The organism is Robertmurraya mangrovi, from assembly GCF_034427655.1.
GTDB lineage: Bacteria > Bacillota > Bacilli > Bacillales > Cytobacillaceae > Robertmurraya_A > Robertmurraya_A mangrovi.
In genome coordinates, this window is the sequence record NZ_JAXOFX010000023.1 from 1 (window position 1) to 20,532 (window position 20,532).

At 36.7% G+C, this 20,532-nt stretch carries 19 protein-coding genes and 1 pseudogene; all 20 read right to left on the reverse strand.

All coding sequences use genetic code 11. From position 1 onward, the window contains the following. Positions 1–338: 338 nt before the first annotated feature. The 20 genes and pseudogenes from lysS to SM124_RS21670 all read right to left on the reverse strand — a co-directional run bounded on the left by lysS (position 339) and on the right by SM124_RS21670 (position 20,473). Positions 339–1,823: a lysine--tRNA ligase gene (lysS, locus tag SM124_RS21575; protein ID WP_407691437.1), complete on the reverse strand. Its 1,485-nt coding sequence runs from the start codon at positions 1,821–1,823 to the stop codon at positions 339–341. 246 nt (positions 1,824–2,069) lie between these two features. Next, positions 2,070–3,071, reverse strand: a complete 1,002-nt coding sequence (gene dusB / locus SM124_RS21580; protein ID WP_322448586.1) for a tRNA dihydrouridine synthase DusB — start codon at positions 3,069–3,071, stop codon at positions 2,070–2,072. A 78-nt stretch (positions 3,072–3,149) separates the two neighbouring features. Beyond that, on the reverse strand, positions 3,150–3,362 hold the full coding sequence (locus tag SM124_RS21585; RefSeq protein WP_322448587.1) for a helix-turn-helix domain-containing protein: 213 nt from the start codon (positions 3,360–3,362) through the stop codon (positions 3,150–3,152). Beyond that, positions 3,314–3,841 (reverse strand): 2-amino-4-hydroxy-6-hydroxymethyldihydropteridine diphosphokinase, encoded by a 528-nt coding sequence (folK, locus tag SM124_RS21590; protein ID WP_322448588.1) that lies wholly within the window; start codon positions 3,839–3,841, stop codon positions 3,314–3,316. Before folK ends, SM124_RS21585 begins: the two co-directional genes overlap by 49 nt. A gap of 1 nt (position 3,842) precedes the next feature. Next, complete coding sequence (folB, locus tag SM124_RS21595; protein ID WP_322448589.1) at positions 3,843–4,202, reverse strand: dihydroneopterin aldolase; 360 nt, start codon at positions 4,200–4,202, stop codon at positions 3,843–3,845. Next, the gene (folP, locus tag SM124_RS21600; RefSeq protein WP_322448590.1) at positions 4,195–5,037 is read right to left on the reverse strand and encodes a dihydropteroate synthase; all 843 of its coding nucleotides are present in this window, start codon (positions 5,035–5,037) and stop codon (positions 4,195–4,197) included. Before folP ends, folB begins: the two co-directional genes overlap by 8 nt. Positions 5,038–5,052: 15 nt before the next feature. Further along, positions 5,053–5,910, reverse strand: a complete 858-nt coding sequence (gene pabC / locus SM124_RS21605) for an aminodeoxychorismate lyase (protein ID WP_322448591.1) — start codon at positions 5,908–5,910, stop codon at positions 5,053–5,055. A 6-nt stretch (positions 5,911–5,916) separates the two neighbouring features. Next, positions 5,917–6,510 (reverse strand): aminodeoxychorismate/anthranilate synthase component II, encoded by a 594-nt coding sequence (gene pabA / locus SM124_RS21610; protein WP_322448592.1) that lies wholly within the window; start codon positions 6,508–6,510, stop codon positions 5,917–5,919. A 2-nt stretch (positions 6,511–6,512) separates the two neighbouring features. Next, positions 6,513–7,916 carry an aminodeoxychorismate synthase, component I gene (gene pabB / locus SM124_RS21615; protein WP_322448593.1) on the reverse strand — a complete coding sequence of 468 codons (1,404 nt, stop codon included), beginning with the start codon at positions 7,914–7,916 and terminating at the stop codon, positions 6,513–6,515. A 173-nt stretch (positions 7,917–8,089) separates the two neighbouring features. Next, positions 8,090–9,019, reverse strand: a complete 930-nt coding sequence (gene cysK, locus SM124_RS21620) for a cysteine synthase A (RefSeq protein WP_322448635.1) — start codon at positions 9,017–9,019, stop codon at positions 8,090–8,092. Positions 9,020–9,197: 178 nt separating this feature from the next. Beyond that, positions 9,198–10,547 (reverse strand): ABC transporter permease, encoded by a 1,350-nt coding sequence (locus tag SM124_RS21625; protein ID WP_322448594.1) that lies wholly within the window; start codon positions 10,545–10,547, stop codon positions 9,198–9,200. Continuing rightward, on the reverse strand, positions 10,534–11,232 hold the full coding sequence (locus tag SM124_RS21630; RefSeq protein WP_322448595.1) for an ABC transporter ATP-binding protein: 699 nt from the start codon (positions 11,230–11,232) through the stop codon (positions 10,534–10,536). The genes SM124_RS21625 and SM124_RS21630 overlap by 14 nt, the downstream gene beginning before the upstream one ends. 171 nt (positions 11,233–11,403) lie before the next feature. Beyond that, complete coding sequence (locus SM124_RS21635; protein ID WP_322448596.1) at positions 11,404–12,282, reverse strand: peptidyl-prolyl cis-trans isomerase; 879 nt, start codon at positions 12,280–12,282, stop codon at positions 11,404–11,406. Between the two features lie 21 nt (positions 12,283–12,303). Beyond that, positions 12,304–13,185: an Hsp33 family molecular chaperone HslO gene (gene hslO, locus SM124_RS21640; RefSeq protein ID WP_322448597.1), complete on the reverse strand. Its 882-nt coding sequence runs from the start codon at positions 13,183–13,185 to the stop codon at positions 12,304–12,306. 38 nt (positions 13,186–13,223) lie between these two features. Then, positions 13,224–14,003, reverse strand: coding sequence for a type III pantothenate kinase (locus SM124_RS21645; RefSeq protein WP_322448598.1), 780 nt, complete (start codon positions 14,001–14,003; stop codon positions 13,224–13,226). Positions 14,004–14,378: 375 nt separating this feature from the next. Beyond that, positions 14,379–16,376, reverse strand: coding sequence for an ATP-dependent zinc metalloprotease FtsH (gene ftsH, locus SM124_RS21650; RefSeq protein ID WP_322448599.1), 1,998 nt, complete (start codon positions 16,374–16,376; stop codon positions 14,379–14,381). Between the two features lie 196 nt (positions 16,377–16,572). Beyond that, positions 16,573–17,121 carry a hypoxanthine phosphoribosyltransferase gene (gene hpt, locus SM124_RS21655; protein WP_322448636.1) on the reverse strand — a complete coding sequence of 183 codons (549 nt, stop codon included), beginning with the start codon at positions 17,119–17,121 and terminating at the stop codon, positions 16,573–16,575. A 90-nt stretch (positions 17,122–17,211) separates the two neighbouring features. Beyond that, positions 17,212–18,531: pseudogene (gene tilS, locus SM124_RS21660) on the reverse strand (tRNA lysidine(34) synthetase TilS); the annotation flags it as partial. 234 nt (positions 18,532–18,765) lie between these two features. Continuing rightward, positions 18,766–19,767: a serine/threonine protein kinase PrkT gene (gene prkT / locus SM124_RS21665; protein ID WP_322448637.1), complete on the reverse strand. Its 1,002-nt coding sequence runs from the start codon at positions 19,765–19,767 to the stop codon at positions 18,766–18,768. Next, positions 19,736–20,473, reverse strand: coding sequence for a vWA domain-containing protein (locus SM124_RS21670; RefSeq protein ID WP_322448600.1), 738 nt, complete (start codon positions 20,471–20,473; stop codon positions 19,736–19,738). Before SM124_RS21670 ends, prkT begins: the two co-directional genes overlap by 32 nt. Between the last annotated feature and the right edge of the window lie 59 nt (positions 20,474–20,532).

Consider the following 20,532-nt stretch of genomic DNA (forward strand, 5'->3'; position numbering starts at 1 on the left):
ATGTATTAGGCACGCCGCCAGCGTTCGTCCTGAGCCAGGATCAAACTCTCCAATAAAGAGTAAGATTTAGCTCTTAAAAAATAAAATTAAACGTTGACGTATGATTTGTTCAGTTTTCAAAGAACAAGTTTATCGCTCAAGGCGACTTTTTAATATTAACAGCTTTCTATTCAACCGTCAATAAGTTTTTTTAAATCTTTTTTTACTGATGTCGTTGTCTAGCAGCGACTTTTAATACTATATCACCATAACTTTTTTTATGCAATACTTTTTTTAAAAAAAGTATTTCTTATATCAAATAAAAAAGACAAGGCTCTGAACCTTGTCTTCTACCACAATTAACGATGACGCATTAATGGGAATAATAAAACATCTCTAATTGATGGTGAGTTTGTTAATAGCATTACTATACGGTCAATCCCAATACCTAGTCCACCTGTAGGAGGCATTCCATATTCTAAAGCCTCAATAAAGTCATCATCCATCATATGAGCTTCATCATTTCCTTGCTCACGCTCTTGTAATTGCGCTTCAAAGCGCTCACGTTGATCGATTGGATCATTTAGTTCTGTGAATGCATTAGCATGCTCACGTGCAACAATAAATAATTCAAAACGATCAGTAAAACGAGGATCTTCATCATTTTTCTTAGCAAGTGGTGAAATTTCAACTGGATGTCCAAAAATGAACGTTGGTTGAATTAGTTTTTCTTCTACCTTTTGCTCAAAGAATTCATTAACGATGTGTCCATACAGCATAGTATCTTTAATTTCTACACCATGTTCCTTAGCGAGTGCTTTAGCTTCTTCTGTACTCATTTCCTTCCAGAAGTCTACTCCAGTGTATTCTTTAATTGCATCTACCATGTGCAGTCTCTTCCACTCAGGTTTTAAGTCAACTTCATATTCACCATACTGTACTGTAGTTGTACCTAGAACTTCTTGGGCAATGTGGGCAATTAGATTTTCTGTTAGATTCATGATATCACGGTAGTCAGCATAAGCCTCATATAGCTCAATCATAGTAAACTCCGGATTGTGACGAGTAGAAACACCTTCATTTCGGAATACACGGCCTATTTCATATACTTTTTCTAATCCACCAACAATTAGGCGTTTCAAGTGCAGTTCTATTGCAATACGCATATAAAGTTGCATATCTAGTGCATTATGATGTGTAATGAACGGACGTGCAGAAGCTCCACCTGCAATAGCATGCATCATCGGTGTCTCAACTTCTAAATATCCGTTATTGTCTAAATAACGTCTCATTGATTGAATAATAAGGCTTCGAGTAATAAAAGTCTCTTTACTCTCCTGGCTCATGATTAAATCTAAGTAACGTTGACGGTAGCGTTGTTCAACATCTTTTAATCCATGGAATTTTTCTGGAAGTGGTCTTAATGACTTAGTTAATAGGTCAAAGTTTTTTACTTTAACAGAAAGCTCACCAACTTGGGTTTTGAACAGAGTACCAGTAATTCCTACAATGTCACCTAAGTCTGCACTATCAAAAAGCTCGTACTGATCTTCGCCAACAGCATCTTTACGAACATAAATTTGAATTTGACCAGATAGATCTTGAATATGAGCAAATCCCGCTTTTCCTTTACCGCGTTTAGTCATAATACGGCCTGCAAGAGTAACAGAAACTTCTTTGCTATCTACTTCTTCTTTTTCTAATTCTCCATATTGACTAATTAATTCTTGAGACTGATGAGATCGATCAAAACGTTTACCAAACGGGTCTAAACCTTTCTCTCTCATAGCGCTCATTTTCTCACGTCTAACTCTTAACTGGTCATTTAATTCTTCATGACTCATTTCAATCATCTCCAATAAGTTAAATCTTTTTATATGTAAACTTTTTTATTAACACAATTAAACTACATTATATTATTTTACACAAAGTCTATAAAACAGACACCTAAAAAGTTTTTAGATATGTGTATTTCTAACATAAATTATACTAAAACAGAGATTGAAGCCGTAAATAGAATAAAAACTGCCAGTATAAACTGGCAGTTATAACAATGGTATTATATTGAAAGTAACGATTGAAGTCAAACCTTACCCTACTTGAGATTCCATTTTTTCTTTTTCCTCTGCCTCGGCCACTGCTACGTTTAATAATGCGACAAGTTCGTCTCTTGTCGTACACTCATTGACTGCATTACGGACTTTGGCATTTCCTCGGATACCTTTTAAATACCATGCAGCATGTTTACGCATTTCACGTACAGCTACATACTCAGTTTTCAAATCAACTAATCGGTCTAAATGTAGGATACATACATCCATTTTTTCACGGACAGATGGTTCATCCATTAAATCACCCGTCTCTAGATACTTAACTGTACGATAAATCATCCATGGGTTACCTAATGCTGCACGTCCAATCATGACTCCGTCAACACCTGTTTCTTCTATCATTCGTTTAGCATCTTGAGGAGTTTGAACATCACCGTTACCGATTAATGGGATGTTAATAGATTGTTTCACTTCACGAATAATATCCCAGTTAGCCGTACCTTCATACATCTGAACACGAGTTCGACCATGAAGAGCAACTGCACTACCTCCTGCACGTTCAACTGCTTGTGCATTTTGGATCGCATAGATATGATCTTCATCCCAACCCATACGCATTTTAACCGTAACAGGCTTTTCCACCTCAGCTACAACTGCTGAAACCATCTCATAGATTTTATTAGGGTCTAATAGCCATTTTGCACCGGCATCACACTTTGTAATTTTAGGAACGGGGCAACCCATATTAATGTCAATAATATCTGCATTTGTATTCTTGTCTACAAATTTAGCAGCTTCCACAAGTGTGTCTTTTTCGCCGCCAAAAATTTGTAAGCTTAGTGGTTTTTCACGCTCATCAATGTAAAGCATATTCATAGTTTTCTCGTTCTTGATCAGAATCCCTTTGTCACTAACCATTTCCGCACACACTAAGCCTGCACCAAACTCTTTTACCGTTAAACGGAAGGCTGAGTTACAAACTCCAGCCATTGGAGCTAAGACAACTCTATTTTTTATGTCCACATTACCGATTTTAAACATATTTGACCTCCCTTTAATCTAGTTGTATTTTGTAGACCTTTATTCCTTCAAAAAATGATCCAAGCAACTATATTAATCTTAATTATCTTCTGGTGGTGTTAAATCACTTACACTAACATTAAGCATCCGAGCCACTTTTTCAATAAAATCATTCGTAGGCATTCGGTTTCCTCGTTCGACCTCTCCTAAAATAGAGACTGATACATTAAGCTCTTTTGCAAAGGTTTCTTGTGTATAACCTTTTAGTTTGCGAAAAGCGCGAATACGTCTTCCCCATTTTTCAGCTTCCATATTCGTACTCCTTCTTTATCAGGTATATCTTCCAAAAAAGACTTTATAGGTTGATTCATCTCCGGAAAAGTGATGTTTGGACTAATCTCTATAAGAGGGACGATAACAAAAGCTCTATCTTTCATCCGAGGATGAGGAACAATAAGTTTCTCCGAATTAATATTTTCTTGATTATAGAGAAGAATGTCAAGGTCTATTATTCTTGGCCCCCATCTTTTTTCCCTTTTTCTCCCAAGAGTATTTTCCACATCTAGACAAAAATCTAATAATTCTAAAGGATTAAGTTCTGTTTCTATGTGCAATACCATATTAAGAAACTCATCCTGTTCCGTATATCCAACCGGATCAGTTGCGTAAATGGATGAAAAATTTACTAAACCAATCTTACCGTTTTCCTCTATATATTCAATCGCATCATGTAAATTTAACGATTTTTCTCCCATATTGGTACCGAGTGATATGTATGCTGTATTATTCACTTTATCTACCCCTTGTTATCTCCACAGCAACAGAATCATAATGCCCAGGAATCGGTGGATCTGGTTTAATTACTTTTACTGTTACGCTTTCTGCCTTAGGAAATTCTCTAAGACATGTAGAAGCAATTTTTTCTGCAACGGATTCTACTAGTTTATATGGTTTTCCTTCAACAATTTCCTTACATACACGGTAAAGTTCACCATAGTTAATTGATTCATTTAGGTCATCACTTTCTCCCGCTGCCTTAAGGTCTGTATTAACCACTAAATCAACGATAAACCTTTGCCCCAGTTTAGTCTCTTCAGGAAAGACTCCGTGGTAACCATAAAACTCCATCTTATTCACATATATCTTATCCACCAAAGTCACCCTTTCCCATTAAGGCATCCATCATTTTTGCCGCTCTAGAAACTTCTTTTACATCATGAACCCTTACGATTTGACAACCCTTTTGAATTCCGTAGCAAACGGTAGCAACCGTACCTTCTGCCCGTTCTTCAACAGGTAAATCTAGTATTGTTCCAATTATTGTTTTACGAGATGTTCCTAACAATACTGGATATCCAATTGCCACAAGCTCCCCAAGATACCTCATCATTTCAAGGTTTAACTCCAGGTCTTTCGCAAAACCAATTCCAGGGTCTAAAATAATCTTTTCCGTCCTTACACCAGCATTTTTAGCCAATTGAATACTTTCGTATAGATCATCCACTACATCTTGGAAGAAGTTTTTATAATTACGGTTATCACGATTATGCATAAGAATGATAGGAACATTAAAATGGGCCGCCACATTGGCCATTTCTGAATCAGCCTTAGCCCCCCATACATCGTTAATAATATGGGCCCCTGCCATTATGGCTTGTTTAGCTACTTCAGCCTTATAAGTGTCAATGGAAATAGGGACAGCCACCTCTTTTGAAACAGCTTCAATGACTGGAATGACTCTATTAAGTTCCTCTTCAAGCGAAACCCTCTCTGAGCCGGGACGAGTTGATTCACCGCCAATGTCGATTATGTCCGCACCATCTTGAACCATTTGTTTCGCATGTTCAACTGCTTTATCAATATGACTATATTTGCCACCATCAGAAAAAGAGTCTGGGGTTGTGTTTAAAATCCCCATGATTAGTGTTTTTTTATTGAAATCTAATGTATAAAGACCACATTGGATTAAACCACTTACATCAGACATTTTTGCAACCTCCCATTAGACCTCAGTTCTAGTCCAAATCTGTTGTGTGTAATAACGGTACTGTTTATGGAACTCTTGAACCCACTTTCCTTTATTGCCCGGAAAATCAACATCTTCAAAAGTAGAAATAGGGACAATCTCTTGAATAGAATTCGTAACAAACACCTCTTCCGCTTCCTCTAGAACATTCGGTTTAAAAAAGCCTTCCTCAACAGTAATACTGTTTCGCTCAGCTAGTTTGATAATAAATTGTCGTGTAATTCCATTTAATATACCTGTTTGTAAACTCGGAGTATAAAGGGTATTCTCTTTTATCCAAAAAAGGTTTGATACGACTCCTTCAGCAAGGAATCCGTCTTTTGTTAGAAAAATCCCCTCCACATTCGGGTCGCTTCCAATTTCCTTTTTTGCCAAAATGTTATTCATATAATGATGAGATTTTAAACGCCATTCTCCTTCAGGTGTATTTCTATTGAGCTCCAGTAATACTGCCCTTTTTTCAACCATAACTCCCGCTTTAGGAAGAGGCTTCATAAACATGATGACATTCGGCTCAAGATATGGACTCGTTAAATCCCCTACTTCACCAATTCCGGCAGATACATTTAAACGCACATTAGCATTCGATATGTTGTTCTTTATTAATAACCTTTGTAGCCAGTCATTTACCTCATCACGTATAAAAGTTTTTGCTATCCCCAAGGTTTGCAAACTTTCATTTAAGCGCCTGATATGATCATCTAATAAAAACGGGTGGCCTTCATATACTCTAAATGTCTCAAAAAGACCGATGCCATATAAGAATCCATGGTCAAAAGGAGAAATGACTGCCTCTTCTTTTTTCACTAGTTGTCCATTTATACAAATGTACATATTCGATTAGCTCCGCTTTTCAATCTTGCTAAAGTTATAATGAGAGATGAAGTTTTTCAAAAGATCCTTACCTGCTGTAGTCATAATAGACTCCGGATGGAATTGGACACCTTCAATAGGAAGTTCCTTATGACGAATCGCCATAATCTCTCCTTCCTCTGTCCATGCTGAAATTTCCAAGCAATCTGGTAATGTCTCTTTTTTAACAATTAACGAATGATATCTAGTCGCCGGAAAAGGATTAGGCAAATTTTCAAAAATCGTTTTTCCGTCATGGAATATCTGTGAGGTCTTTCCATGCATTAGTCTCTCAGCCTGCACCACGTCACCATTGAAAGCTTGGGCAATAGATTGGTGACCTAGACAGACTCCAAAAATAGGTATTTGACCAGCAAAAGATTGAATGGCTTCTAAACTAATTCCCGCTTCATTCGGACTACAAGGTCCTGGTGAGACCATTAAATATCTAGGACCCAGCTCCTTAATTTCCTTAATAGAAGTTTGATCATTACGTTTTACAATAAGCTCCTCACCTAGCTCACCTAGATACTGAACTAAGTTAAAGGTAAAGGAATCATAATTATCTATCATAAAAATCATCTTTATTCACCTTTTTTACTTTCTGCCATTTCTTTTGCTTTCCATAAGGCGATGGCTTTTTTGAGAGATTCTTTATATTCATGTTTAGGGTTAGAATCAATGACAATTCCGGCACCAGCTTGTACATGGGCTTTGCCGTCTTTTACGAGCATCGTTCGAATAATAATATTGAGTTCTAAGTCTCCATTAAAGCCAATCCAGCCCATTGAACCGGTGTATGGTCCTCTGCGAACGGGCTCAAGTTCCTCGATAATCTCCATCGTTCTTACCTTTGGAGCACCCGTAATCGTACCACCAGGGAAGGATGCATCAATGAGATCAAACCCACTTTTACCTTCAGCGAGCTGACCTCTCACGTTTGAAACAATATGCATGACATGTGAATATTTTTCTATCACCATAAATTCATTGACTTCTACTGTCCCATATTCACAAACTCTACCTAAATCATTTCTTTCTAGGTCAACAAGCATCACATGTTCTGCTCTTTCCTTCTCATTGCCTATAAGCTCATTTGCCAGCTCAAGGTCTTCCTCATGATCTTTCCCTCTAGAACGCGTTCCTGCGATCGGTCGGGTGCTTACTTCTTTTCCATCCTTCTTAACTAAGAGCTCAGGTGACCCACTAACAAGCTGGAAATCAGGCGTATGGAAATAACCCATATATGGCGATGGGTTTAAGACCCTTAACTGTTCATAGACTTCCATGGCCTCTACATGAATGGGCCTTGTTTGTCTTACGGATAAATTAACTTGAAATACATCACCTTGAGAAATGTATTGTTGTATGGATTTAACTGCGTTCATAAACTCGTCTTCATCCATTGAAACTTCTAGATCTGAGACATTATTTTGAGTTACATCTTTATAAATCGGAGCTTTCGGTTCTGCTAACCATTGCTTCTCCCAATAATCAACTTTTTCCTCAATATTTTCATGGCTACTATAGAGAAACAGGAGACTTAATTCTTCTGTTTTATGATCAAATACAAACCATTCTTTGAACAAAAGGAAGTAAATCTCCGGAATATTTAAGTCATCCTCAGCATTCTCAGGGAGGTTTTCTACATAACGAGCATAGTCATAACTAATATAACCAATCGCTCCTCCTTGAAAATCTGGCAAATCAGCAAGCTTTTCTGTTTTATATTGTTTCAAATACTCTTCTAATAGATGTAAAGGGTTACCTTCGAATGTTTGTTCCGTGCCGTTCTTTATAACCTTTAACTCATGATTTCTACCTTTAAGGGTGACTTCTGGTGTGAAAGCTGCGATACTATATCTTCCACCTCTTCCACTCTCAAGTAGAGCATGATAAAGCTTGTCCTCAGCTATATTGTGATATTTAGAAAAAAATTTATCGATTGTATAAGGTATTTTCTTGCTGTATATATGTAGGTCAGTCAATGAAAGTCACTCCTAAAAAAATGCTATAGAATTTAAAAAGACTGTGTTAGAACCTAATGAATCTTTTACACTTTACAAATACATCATACATGAAGTTCCGCTTGCTTTCATTTTTTAATTTAAAAATTATCAAAAAAGCAATAGTCATATGACTATTGCTCCGCGAGTACTTATTATTCCGTTTCAAATTGATATAAAGGAGTACTTAAGTAGCGTTCTCCGTTGCTTGGGATAATCGCTAACACTTTCTTCCCTTTACCAAGTTGTTTTGCCACTTTTAAAGCAGCGTATATTGCCGCTCCAGAAGAAATTCCACCTAAGATTCCCTCTTCTTTCGCTGCACGACGAGCATATTCAAATGCATCATCTGTTGCCACCTGAATAATTTCATCATAAACCTTTGTATCTAAAATATCCGGCACGAACCCTGCTCCAATTCCTTGAATCTTATGTGGACCTGGTTTTCCGCCTGAAAGAACGGGAGAGTCTACTGGTTCAACTGCAATGATTTTGATATCTTTGAAGTGATCTTTAAGAACTTGACCAGCACCTGTAATCGTTCCACCTGTTCCAATTCCGGAAATAAAGGCATCTAATTGATCACCCATTTGTTCAACGATTTCTTTTCCTGTCGTTCGACGGTGAACTTCTGGATTAGATACATTTTTAAATTGTTGAGGCATAAAGTAGCCGTGTTCCTTTGCGAGCTCTTCTGCTTTACGAATAGCTCCACCCATTCCTTCTGGGCCAGGAGTTAAGACAAGTTCAGCACCGTAAGCACGTAAAAGGTTACGTCGTTCCATACTCATAGTTTCCGGCATAACAAGTATACTTTTGTAACCTTTCGCAGCAGCAATCATAGCAAGACCAATTCCAGTGTTACCACTAGTCGGTTCAATAATCGTATCGCCCTGTTTTAAATCACCTGATTCTTCAGCAGCTTCAATCATAGCAAGGGCAATTCGGTCTTTTACACTGCTCCCTGGATTCATATATTCTAGTTTTAAATACACATCAGCACTTGTTTCATCTACAAGTCGATTCAATTTAACAATTGGTGTCTGGCCTACTAACTCAGCAATAGAATTTGCTACACGTACCATCATAATCCACCTCTTAATCCGAGTATTTTTATTGGTTTAATAAAAACTTATCAGTCAAAAGTCATTATGTCAATTACTTTGATTCGAGTTATTTCACCATTCACACAAATGTAGAATTCCCTGTCATTTAACTTCTATCATAATATGAAAAATAGTGCTGCTTCATGCCTCTCCTTTGTTATACTTCCCTTCTCATCGCTTTTAACACATCCACTTTCGTTGCCCTTTGCGCTGGTCTATAGCCTGAAGCAACGGTAACGAAATAACAGATAATAATACATATAATTGGTAAGTTGATAGGAATATAACTAAACACTAAATCTTCAGGGGTTTGTTCTCCAAAAGCACGATTAATAATGAAAGGAAGTGTAACATTAACAAGCTTACTAATCCCATAAGAAACAGCCGTTCCAATGATTGCCCCTATTAAGCCAATATAACTACTCTCTAACAAGAAGATTTTCTTTATCGTCTTTGGACTAGCCCCTATTGCCTTCATAATGCCAATATCAGGAGCCCTTTCAGTGACAGCCATTGTCATCGTGTTATAGATTCCTATTGATGCAATAATAATCGCAATCGTTCCAACAAAGACTAACCCTGACTTCACAATAAGAAACATTTTATTAATATTATCTAATTCATTTACTACCGAATAACTCGGATAATGATTTTTCTTTAACTCTTCTGAAATGCCTTTAACTGACTCTAAATTACTTGCATACACTTTTACTTGATCATATGAATTTTCATCAAATTCTATCCTATGTTGCTCTTCTATATTTGGATCAAGGACCATTCCTCGGGGGGTACCCGTAAATTTTTCTATTTCCTTCAGTACCTCTTGAGAGATAAAAACGGTGCGGTCCTCCATCCATTCTCTCGTTGGTTTCTTACCAATACCTACGATTGTCAGAGGAATTGTTTTTGTCTTTTCTTTCCCCTCAACATACTGCTTAACTGTCATCTCGATTTCTTGATTTACTATAGAGTTCTTAAAAGTATATTGTTCTTTCAGTTGTCCCTCTTCCTCATATAAATCTTCACTGGAAACATTAGCTGGTCTTAAAGATTTAATAAAATCATAACCAACCATAATTTCATTTGAACCTTTAGGTAGACGACCTTCTGATAGTTCAAAACCAGCTTTTATTTCTGACGGGATATGTGTAATAATAGTCTGTGCAAAAGCTTCATACTCACCTATTTTATATACTCCATCTTGCTGTAAAGATTGTTTTCTCGTTACAGTCTTTACATGTTTAATCCCTTCTAAATATTGTACATCTTTATCTGTTAATGCTTGATAAGATTCTTTTTCATCTAATCTGCCATGAACCTCAATTTCTGTTACTAACCTATCTCTAGTTACTTCTTCTACAATTGATTTATGTAATCCAAAACCAACAGAAGCTAGTACAATTAAAAATGCACACCCCATGGCTGTTGCTAAAATCGTCATCGTTACCCTAGTTTTATTTTTCTTCATATTTTGTTGAACGAAACGGAACTGATCATTGAGCTTCATAAAGTACCTCCTCTGACATTCGGCCATCTACTAATTGGATGGTTCGATGACCAATATCCGCCACCTTATCATCATGTGTTATGATTAAAAATGTAATGCCTAAATCAGCATTTAGTTCTTTTATAAATCTCAGTAAATCTTCTTCTGTTTCACTATCTAAACTGCCTGTAGGTTCATCAGCTAATATAATAGGTGGATTAACGATTAATGCTCTAGCTATACTCACTCTCTGCTGTTGTCCCCCCGATAGTTCGCTAGGATAGTGGTCTTTATATTCTAGTAACCCAACTTTATCTAGCATATCCTTTGTACTTTGTATTCTCTCTTTTTCACTTAACCCTTTTAAAATTAACGGTAGTTCTACATTTTGAAAAGCAGTCATACTAGGTATTAGCTGAAAGCTCTGAAAAATAAACCCTAAATGATTCAAGCGAAAATCCGCAAATTTCATCTCATTTAAATCAGTTACCTTCGTTCCATTCATCCAAATCTCGCCCTCTTTAGGACGAATAAAACCACTTATTAAGTTTAGTAGAGTAGATTTACCCGAACCACTCCTACCAACAAGAGTAACTATTTCCCCTTTTTGTACTGAAAAAGAGATATTCTTTAACACTGAAATAGTAGCCTGTTTACCTTTCTTTCCTATCTCAAAGTCATGACTTACATTTATAATTTGAATCATCTTTCGCTCTCCCCTCTTCACTCTCACAGTAATAGACGAACGAAAAGGATAAACCACTACAGCTAACTTTTAAAAAATGGAAAAAATAGTATCAGTGGATTAAAAGTTATGCATCTTAGGCATTTCTCTATTTAAAACCAACAAAAAAACACGAGCAATAATACCCGTGTTTTAGTAAGCTTCTTTTTTCCCATAGAACCAGTCTACATTCGCTTCATCCCAAAAGGCATTAGCAGATGCAGCTACATCCATTTGTTCTAATGCGATTTGTCTACGAACTTGATCCTTAACCTCTTTGAACGAAAAGTCTTTGCCCTTGATTCGTTCATGAAGTAACACAATTGCAAAGCCCTCCTCTACTTGGATGGCCTTACTCCATTGTCCTTCTTTTAAAGTTTGTAAATGATTTAAATATTCTTCTGTTAATCGTTGGTCATCTACGCTAACAAAGCCGATATCTCCACCCTTGTGTGCACTGAAATCATCAATTGAGATTTCCATCGCAAGAGTTTCAAATTTCGAACCTTGCTCCAGTTCTTTTAAAGCTTGACTGGCTTCTTTCTCTGTCTTCACAACAATCTGAGAAAGATGAAAAGATGTTGGTATCTGATAAGAAGCTTTGTTTTCTTCGTAATATTTTTTCAACTCTGCCTCAGTTACTACTACATCTTTAGTTAATAGTTCCTCGAGCAATAAGCGATATTTAATTTGCTCTTTCCATTTCTCTTCATCAATGGAACTAGTAGCACCATATAAATTCTTAATCATTAAATATTCTTGCTCTACTGCTTGTTCTGGCACTTTAATCTTGTATTTTTTTGCTACTGATTGAATGACTTTTTGGTCGACTAATTCCTTTAATACATCTTCCCCATACTGCTCTTCCATTTTACTTAGCCAGTCTTGCCTCGTAATTTTGTTTTTCCCGACTGTAGCAACCACTTCTTCATTTCCACTAAAAAAGTCAGGTTTGGCTAAAAAAAACGTAATTGTAAGGCAATTAATGAAAATTAGACCAGCTATTATTAACCATAGCTGTTTCTTCTCCAAAACATCCTCCCCCAGAAAGCTTTATCTTACAGCTTCATCTCTTAGTGCTACTAAATCTTCTTTATTGAAATGATACTTTTCATTACAGAAATGACATTGCGTTTCTGCTTCGCCTTCATCATCAATAATTTCTTGAAGTTCGTCTTTTCCTAATGTCACAAGGGCATTAGCAAATCTTTCTTTTGAACATGTACATATAAAAGAAGCAGGTAACGTTTCGAGGAATCGAACGTTTCCTTCTCCTAAAAGCTCTTCTAGTATTTGTTCTGGAGTTAACCCTCTTTCAATAAGCTTTGAAATAGGCGGAATTTCTTTTAAACGATTTTCGATATGCGTAATGGTTGAATCTTCTGTTCCTGGCATTAACTGAATGATAAAACCACCTGCAGCTAAGATACTATTATCTGGATTGACTAATACACCAACACCAACTGATGAAGGTACTTGTTCTGAAGTGACGAAATAGTAAGTAAAGTCATCACCTAATTCACCAGATACGATGGGTGCCTGTCCTGTAAAATGCTCACGCATTCCGATATCCTTAACGACTGATATGAATCCATTCGTTCCTACTGCTCGACGAACATCTAACTTCCCGTGTTCATTTAATTCAAAGTGAGTTTGTGGGTTATTCACATAGCCTCTTACTTCACCTTTTGAGTTAGCATCAACAACGATACCCCCAATTGGTCCTCCACCATCTATTTTGATAGTGAGCTTTTCTTCACCCTTCATCATCGCTCCCATCATTGCTCCAGCAGTTAATGATCTACCTAAAGCAGCAGATGCGGTTGGCCATGTATAATGACGACGCTGAGCCTCTGCAACAGTATCTGTACTTCGAATTGCATAAGCACGGACTTGACCATTAAAAGCAAGGGCTTTAACGATATAATCACTCATTTCTTTTTTTACCCCTTTCAAATTACCACTCTTGACTCCTATTTTTTTAGAGTCTCCATATTTCGCTTATAAATAAGCTGAAGTCCTTTCAATGTTAAAAAAGGATCGACAATATCAATCATATCGGATTCTTGAGCAATTAAATTAGAAAGCCCACCTGTTGCGATAACCGTTGGATTCTCATTGCTTTGCTCCTTCATTCTTTTTACGATTCCTTCAACTTGTCCTACATATCCGTATAAAATACCTGCTTGCATAGCAGCTACTGTGTTTTTACCTACAATTCCTTCTGGTCTTGCAATTTCAATACGTGGTAGCTTGGCAGCTTTGGAGTATAATGCCTCAGTAGATATATTTATTCCCGGCGCAATGGCTCCACCCATGTATTGCTTATCCTCATTAACATAGCAATAAGTAGTCGCTGTCCCAAAATCAACAATGATTAATGGGCTTCCATACTCATGAATGGCTGCAACTGCATTTACAATTCTATCTGCTCCTACTTCACGAGGATTTTCATATTTTATGTTTAGACCCGTTTTAATGCCTGGGCCAACAACTAATGGTTTAATATTAAAGTACTTCTGACACATTCTTTCAAGAGAAAACATGATTGGCGGAACAACGGAAGATATAATAATCCCATCAATTGAAGATATCTCTAACTTGGCATGGTCAAATAAGCTTCTAATAACCATCCCATATTCATCTTCTGTTTTATAACGATTTGTTTCAATTCTCCAATGATGTTTTAACTCTGCCTGATCATAAACACCTAGTACGATATTTGTATTACCTACGTCAAAAACAAAAATCAAGGATCTCACCACTTTATATTAGTTTCAACTCGTTATTTATACTGCCAACATCATAACATAACTAGTGATGAATTGCGTAATAAAGAAGACTAAAAAGGACTTAGTGGCCATTTAAGTTGGGTTTTTGCATGAAAAAGGCTAGTGTTTTAGCTAAGATACTGTTACTCCCAATGTATTTGAACTTTTAAATATTATAAAGTTCTATATCATCGATTCTGCAACAGATATCATCGATTTTGTGCCGGATATCATCGACTTTTTAAAAATATCATCGAATCCGAGGGATATATCATCGAATTTTTTCATATATCGTTTTTTCGACAAACGCTTTCCTTAACCAACAAAAAAGGCGCTCTATCAAGAGCACCTTTTTTTCTATTCACGAGAATCTTTATTATCTTCTGGTTTTGAATCCGTCTCAGTTGGAGTTGCTTGATTTGCATTAGCATCTTCCTTCTGATTCGTTTCATCTTTTTTACCAATTGTTACTTTAACATCTTCTACTTGAGTAGATTCTCTTTTATCTGTATCAACAGCTACTGTACGATCTGGTAACTTACCATGATCCACTAAGTGTTTGATTTGTTCTGCATCAAGAGTTTCTACTTCTAGTAATGTGTTAGCAATTAGATCGAGCTTATCGCGATTTTCTGTTAAAAGCGTTTTCGCTCTTTCATAACTTTCTTTAATAATACGTTGGATTTCTGAGTCGATTTCATATGCTATCTTATCAGAGTAATTCTGCTCATTATGAAGGTCACGACCTAAGAATACTTGACCTCCTGAAGATTGACCAAACTGCATTGGACCTAACTTATCGCTCATACCGAATTCTGTTACCATTCTACGAGCAATACCAGTTGCGCGTTGGAAGTCATTATGAGCTCCGGTACTTACTTCACCAAATACGATTTCCTCAGCGACACGTCCACCTAGTAATCCTACTATTTTATCTAATAGTTCAGGTTTAGTCATGAAATAACGATCTTCTTTAGGAAGCATGACCGCATAACCACCAGCTTGACCACGTGGGACAATTGTAACCTTATGAACCATTTCTGCTTCATCAAGGACAACCCCAATTACGGTATGACCCGCTTCGTGGAAAGCAACAATATTTCTTTCTTTTTGTGAAATGACACGACTTTTCTTAGCAGGTCCCGCAATAACACGGTCTGTTGCTTCATCAATATCTGTCATATCTACTTTCTTCTTATCCTGACGAGCTGCTACTAGAGCTGCTTCATTTAATAAGTTTTCAAGGTCTGCACCAGAGAATCCTGGAGTACGTGCTGCAATTGCCTTTAAGTTTACTGACTCATCTAGAGGCTTATTACGGGCATGTACTTTTAGTACTGCTTCACGACCCTTAACATCTGGGCGATCGACTGTAATTTGACGGTCAAAACGTCCTGGACGTAACAATGCTGGGTCTAAAATGTCTGGGCGGTTCGTTGCTGCAACGATGATAATACCTTCGTTTGCACCGAATCCATCCATTTCAACAAGTAGTTGGTTAAGTGTTTGCTCACGCTCGTCGTGACCTCCACCAAGACCAGCACCACGTTGGCGACCAACTGCATCAATTTCATCAATAAATATAATACATGGAGCGTTCTTTTTCGCATTCTCGAATAAATCACGAACACGTGAAGCACCGACCCCAACAAACATCTCAACAAAGTCTGATCCACTGATAGAGAAGAAAGGTACTCCAGCTTCACCAGCTACTGCACGAGCAAGTAATGTTTTACCTGTTCCTGGAGGTCCTACTAGTAAGACACCCTTTGGAATACGTGCACCAAGCTCAGCAAATTTACGCGGATCCTTTAAGAACTCAACAACCTCTACAAGTTCTTGTTTTTCCTCATCTGCACCAGCTACATCTTTAAAACGAACTTTCTTCTTTTCATCATTGTAAAGCTTAGCCTTACTTTTACCAAAGTTCATTACACGGCTACCGCCGCCTTGAGCTTGATTTAATAGGAAGAAGAACAAGATAAAGATAATAACAAACGGTATAATAGATGTGAAGAATGTTACCCAGCCGCTTGTTTCTTTAGCCGGCATTACTTCTACCTTTGAAGCTGCAGCTGCTTGATCAACTTGATCTAGTAACTTTTCACTATTCCATACGTAAGTGATGAAATATTTGTCCTCAGAGTATCCTTTTAACTGACCTCGAACCTCAAAAACACCTCGTTCAGGTTGAATGGATAAGGATGCAACTTCTCCTGCCTCTAAGTGGGCAATGAACTTATCATACGATATATTTTCTGTTGGTTCATTGTTGCCGTTAAAGAAACTAACAACACCAATAATGACTAGAAAAATTAATAAATAAAAGATGGTATTACGAAAAATTCTATTCATCCCTTACCTCCTCCCACGATAAACAAACTATATTAAATAGTATCATACAAAATTATGCACTTACAAGGATTTACACTTTAGCCTAGTTTCTCTTGCCCAGAGAAAACTATCCATTTTTGAATAAGTAGAATGAATAGATTCTTGTCCTTCCGAAACCGTGGTAAAGATTATAAAAAATCCGCTTTACTTACTAAAATTAATTATCATTGTTTGTATAAACTTCTGGCTTTAAGACGCCAATATAAGGAAGATTTCGGTACTTTTCTATATAGTCGAGTCCGTAACCAACTACAAATTCATCAGGTACGATAAACCCAACGTAATCCGCTTGAATATCTGCTTTACGACCTGTTGGTTTATCTAGAAGAGTAACAATTTTAATTGATTTTGCTTTGCGGTAACGGAATAACTCCACTAGATAACTTAGTGTTAACCCACTATCGATGATATCTTCAATGATCAAAATGTCTCTTCCCTCAACAGATGTATCAAGGTCTTTAAGAATTTTTACTTCACCACTAGATACTAATGCATTGCCGTAGCTAGAAACATCCATGAAATCCATTTCAAGATATGTATCAATGCGCTTTAATAAGTCTCCCATAAAAGGCATAGCACCTTTTAACACCCCAATGGCAAGTGGGAATTTTCCGTCATATTCTTCTGTTAACTGCGCTGCTAACTGCTTAATCTTTTCTTGAATTTCTTCTTCTGTAACCAATACCTTTTCAATATCTTGTTTCATTGTAACTGTGCCCCCTAGAAGATCATTGCTTTTATAATTTAGAAGTATGTATTGCTGATTAGCATGATTCAACCCGTTAGTATCCGCTTTTTTAATGCCTGGAACCCATAATATTTTATCTTTTTGATCTGTAACAACGGGCCAGCTTTCTCTTTTCATTAACGGTATCTTTTCATCAATAAAAAGAGTCTTTAGTTTTTTACTTCCACTCATTCCCTTAACATTCAATCGATCACCGTTTCTTCTAGTACGGACGATAATTGGAAGTAAGTTCGCATTCATAGGAAGTTTCAACTGGTTTTTGCTAGTATATTCAATTTCTTCTTGAATATATTCCATTGTTATCACATCACCATTAGGTAAAACTAGTTTCCCTGGGTTATTCAATTCATAATAATATTCTTTTATGTCGTTTAATTCAAATTGAAAGTGACATTCTTTATATGAACGAACGATTTTCAGACCGTTTGGGAAATCTAATGTTCCAGATGGATGAGGATTGTCAACTATATTAAAAATTTGATCAATATGTATAGCGGATAAAGATGCAGGTTTTTCCTTGTAAAGATAGTTTAATATTAGTTGAATCCCTCTTCTTTGTAAAGGCATTGGCATTAACCGAAAACCCTCTATATCAATTGTTACACCATTTAGGGTTTTCTTCTTCATTACTGTATTCAATTTTTCCTTCGTTAATTCCTGTAGTAACGATTCGTCCTCTTCTAAATCCTCACTAAAACGCTGGAAATGGTCATTTACCTTAGGGTTTTCCCTTTTTATAAATGGTAATAGTATTTTACGAAAGCGATTACGACTGTAGTACTCTTTTTCATTACTAGGATCTCTACGAGGGTCTAAATGAAACCTTATACAATATTCCTCGATATCTTCTTTAGTAACACCTAAGAAAGGACGGATTATTTGGGATTCGTAAAAACGACGAATAAAAGGGATTCCAGCTCTAGCTTTCCCTGTACTTCCTCTTGTTAATCTCATTAAAATGGTCTCAATCTGATCATCACCGTGATGACCTAGTGCTAAATAGTCTAATTGATGCTCATTCATTACTTCCCGAAAAAAATCATACCTGCATTCCCTTGCAGCCACCTGGGGATTTAACCCAGTTTCTTGTATATAAGTTGGAACATTAATTTGTTTCATTTCAAAAGGAATGTTCCTTGCTTCACAAAATTGTTTTACAAACTGAGCTTCAAGTTCTGATTCTTGACCTCTAAACATGTGATCCACGTGTGCTGCAAAGATTTGTATATTCCACCTTAGCTTATTTGACCATAAATAATTTAAAAGTGCTAAAGAATCTGGGCCACCTGAGACTCCAACTAACACACGAGCGTGATTGATGCTAAATCTTTTACGTTGAAAAAAAAGCTCCGTTTTTTTCTCTAACATATATCTCTTCCCTTTAGAAGTACTTCCTTTCCTTCTTATACCCTTTCATCATACCCATAAATCCCTTTTTCGTTATTTTCTCATAATGTGTGATTTATATCCATTTTCAGGCTGAAAGGATGAACCTACCTCATCTAATAAACTTCAGGAAGTAGGTCCATTAAGACTGGATTTCTATACTTACGAACAAAACACCCAGAAGGTTTCAGAACTTAATAAAATAATTCTAGTGGGTTAAACTAATTGGCCATATATATAAATAAAATATAGAAATGAAATAATCATCACAATTAGAATGGTCTCTAACATACTACTCTTCTTTTTCTTTTTTACATAAACTTGTCTAGTTACTATTGGGTTAACTTTTTGACTTTTAGGCTGAGGAGTGTTTGTTCTTTGCTTCACTTGTCTAACATTAACATCACTATTTCCATGGTTATTCATTATTCTAAGAAAATGAACTCTCATTTCCTTAGCCGTTTGATATTTTCCTTGTAGTGCCTGAAAAATAACCTCTTCGTATTTGTGAAGTTGTTTCTTTTGTTTGACCATTGATTTTAACTGTTCAAAGCCCCCGGTTGTTTTATTAAAACGTTTAGGGTAAGCCATGTTAATCAATATCATCGCTACTGCAAAAAGATCGTAAGTTGGCTCAGCTTTTCTAGTTCCTAGTCCCCAATATCCTCGGTCATAAAACTCAGTGAACTCTTTGATTGCTCTTCCTTGAATGGTTGTTCCGCCTACATCAATGCAGCGAATCCTTGGTGGTGGACCGTTAACGATTAAATTTTCAGGTTTTAAGTCACCAAATACCCATCCATTCATATGAAGTTGTTCTAAATCTTTGAGGAGCTGTAAAATTAGTACATCAATCCAGGATTCTCCTTTTTGCTGAACAAATGAAAGCAAATCAGGGCCTTGAATATATTCCATTACATAAAAAGATACATTTCCTCCTCTTCTGACCCAATCATCCACATCAATCAAAGAAGGTCCGAGGGTTGAACCTTGGACCTTCGCAAAGGATTTGAGGACATTGACCTCAGAAGTAATGGATATCCCATTGTCACTCATTTTAAGAGCATAGTGCCGATTATTATGTTGGGCTAGATAGACGATTCCATTGGCTCCATAACCTAATTCTTTAATAACAGTATACCTTTTATGGTGCCATTTCCCTTCGATAATCGTTCCTGGGGCTACTTTACACAGATTCTTCAAAGTATTGTTCATCATCACGAGAAAGCAGACTCCTTAATGAGCGTTTTTTCTTGAAATAATGTAATGCTTCGCGAATAGCTGGACCTGTAGGAGTAATTCCTCCAGTCGTTAATTTTGAGAAGATGGTTGTTAAAGATTCCAATCTAGGAGTCCAGTCTAACAATTTTTCGACATCTTTCTTTTTCCCGGGAAATACAAAAACAGAGAAACGATTATCCCCTGACCTTGCATTTAAGCTTAGAGACAGGTCTAGTAAGGCTTCTTTTACAGTTGGAAGCTTATGTTTCATACTCGCACTTGTATCGACAAGAATCAACACTTCTAACTCTACTGTCTCTCCAAGCTCATCAACCACTTCCATTACTTCTCCTCTTTTTTCTGGAGGTAGATCTTCGACTGTTTTTGAACCACCTAGAATTTGTTGAAGCTCTTTATTAACGACACCTTGTAGTGTTTGTGTCATTGCTTTTCTTGTTACCATTTGAACTGTTTGGGAAAGTTGTTGGGCATATACAACCTGACTAACCCCACCACCAGACATAGCTATATTTTCTATCTCATTTAATCCTTGATCATCAATAATGTCTTGTTCCATTACGCCAATTACGTTTACTGTTATTCCTTGTTCCTTTGCGAGTGCAGCCATTGCAATAGGATCTTCCCCAGAATTTGAACAACCATCAGTAATTAATAAAATTTGCTTTAATGTACCTGTTTTCATAAGCTCCCCTCCATGCTCTTGGTGTTACCATTTTCGACGGAGGGGACAAATTTTATACA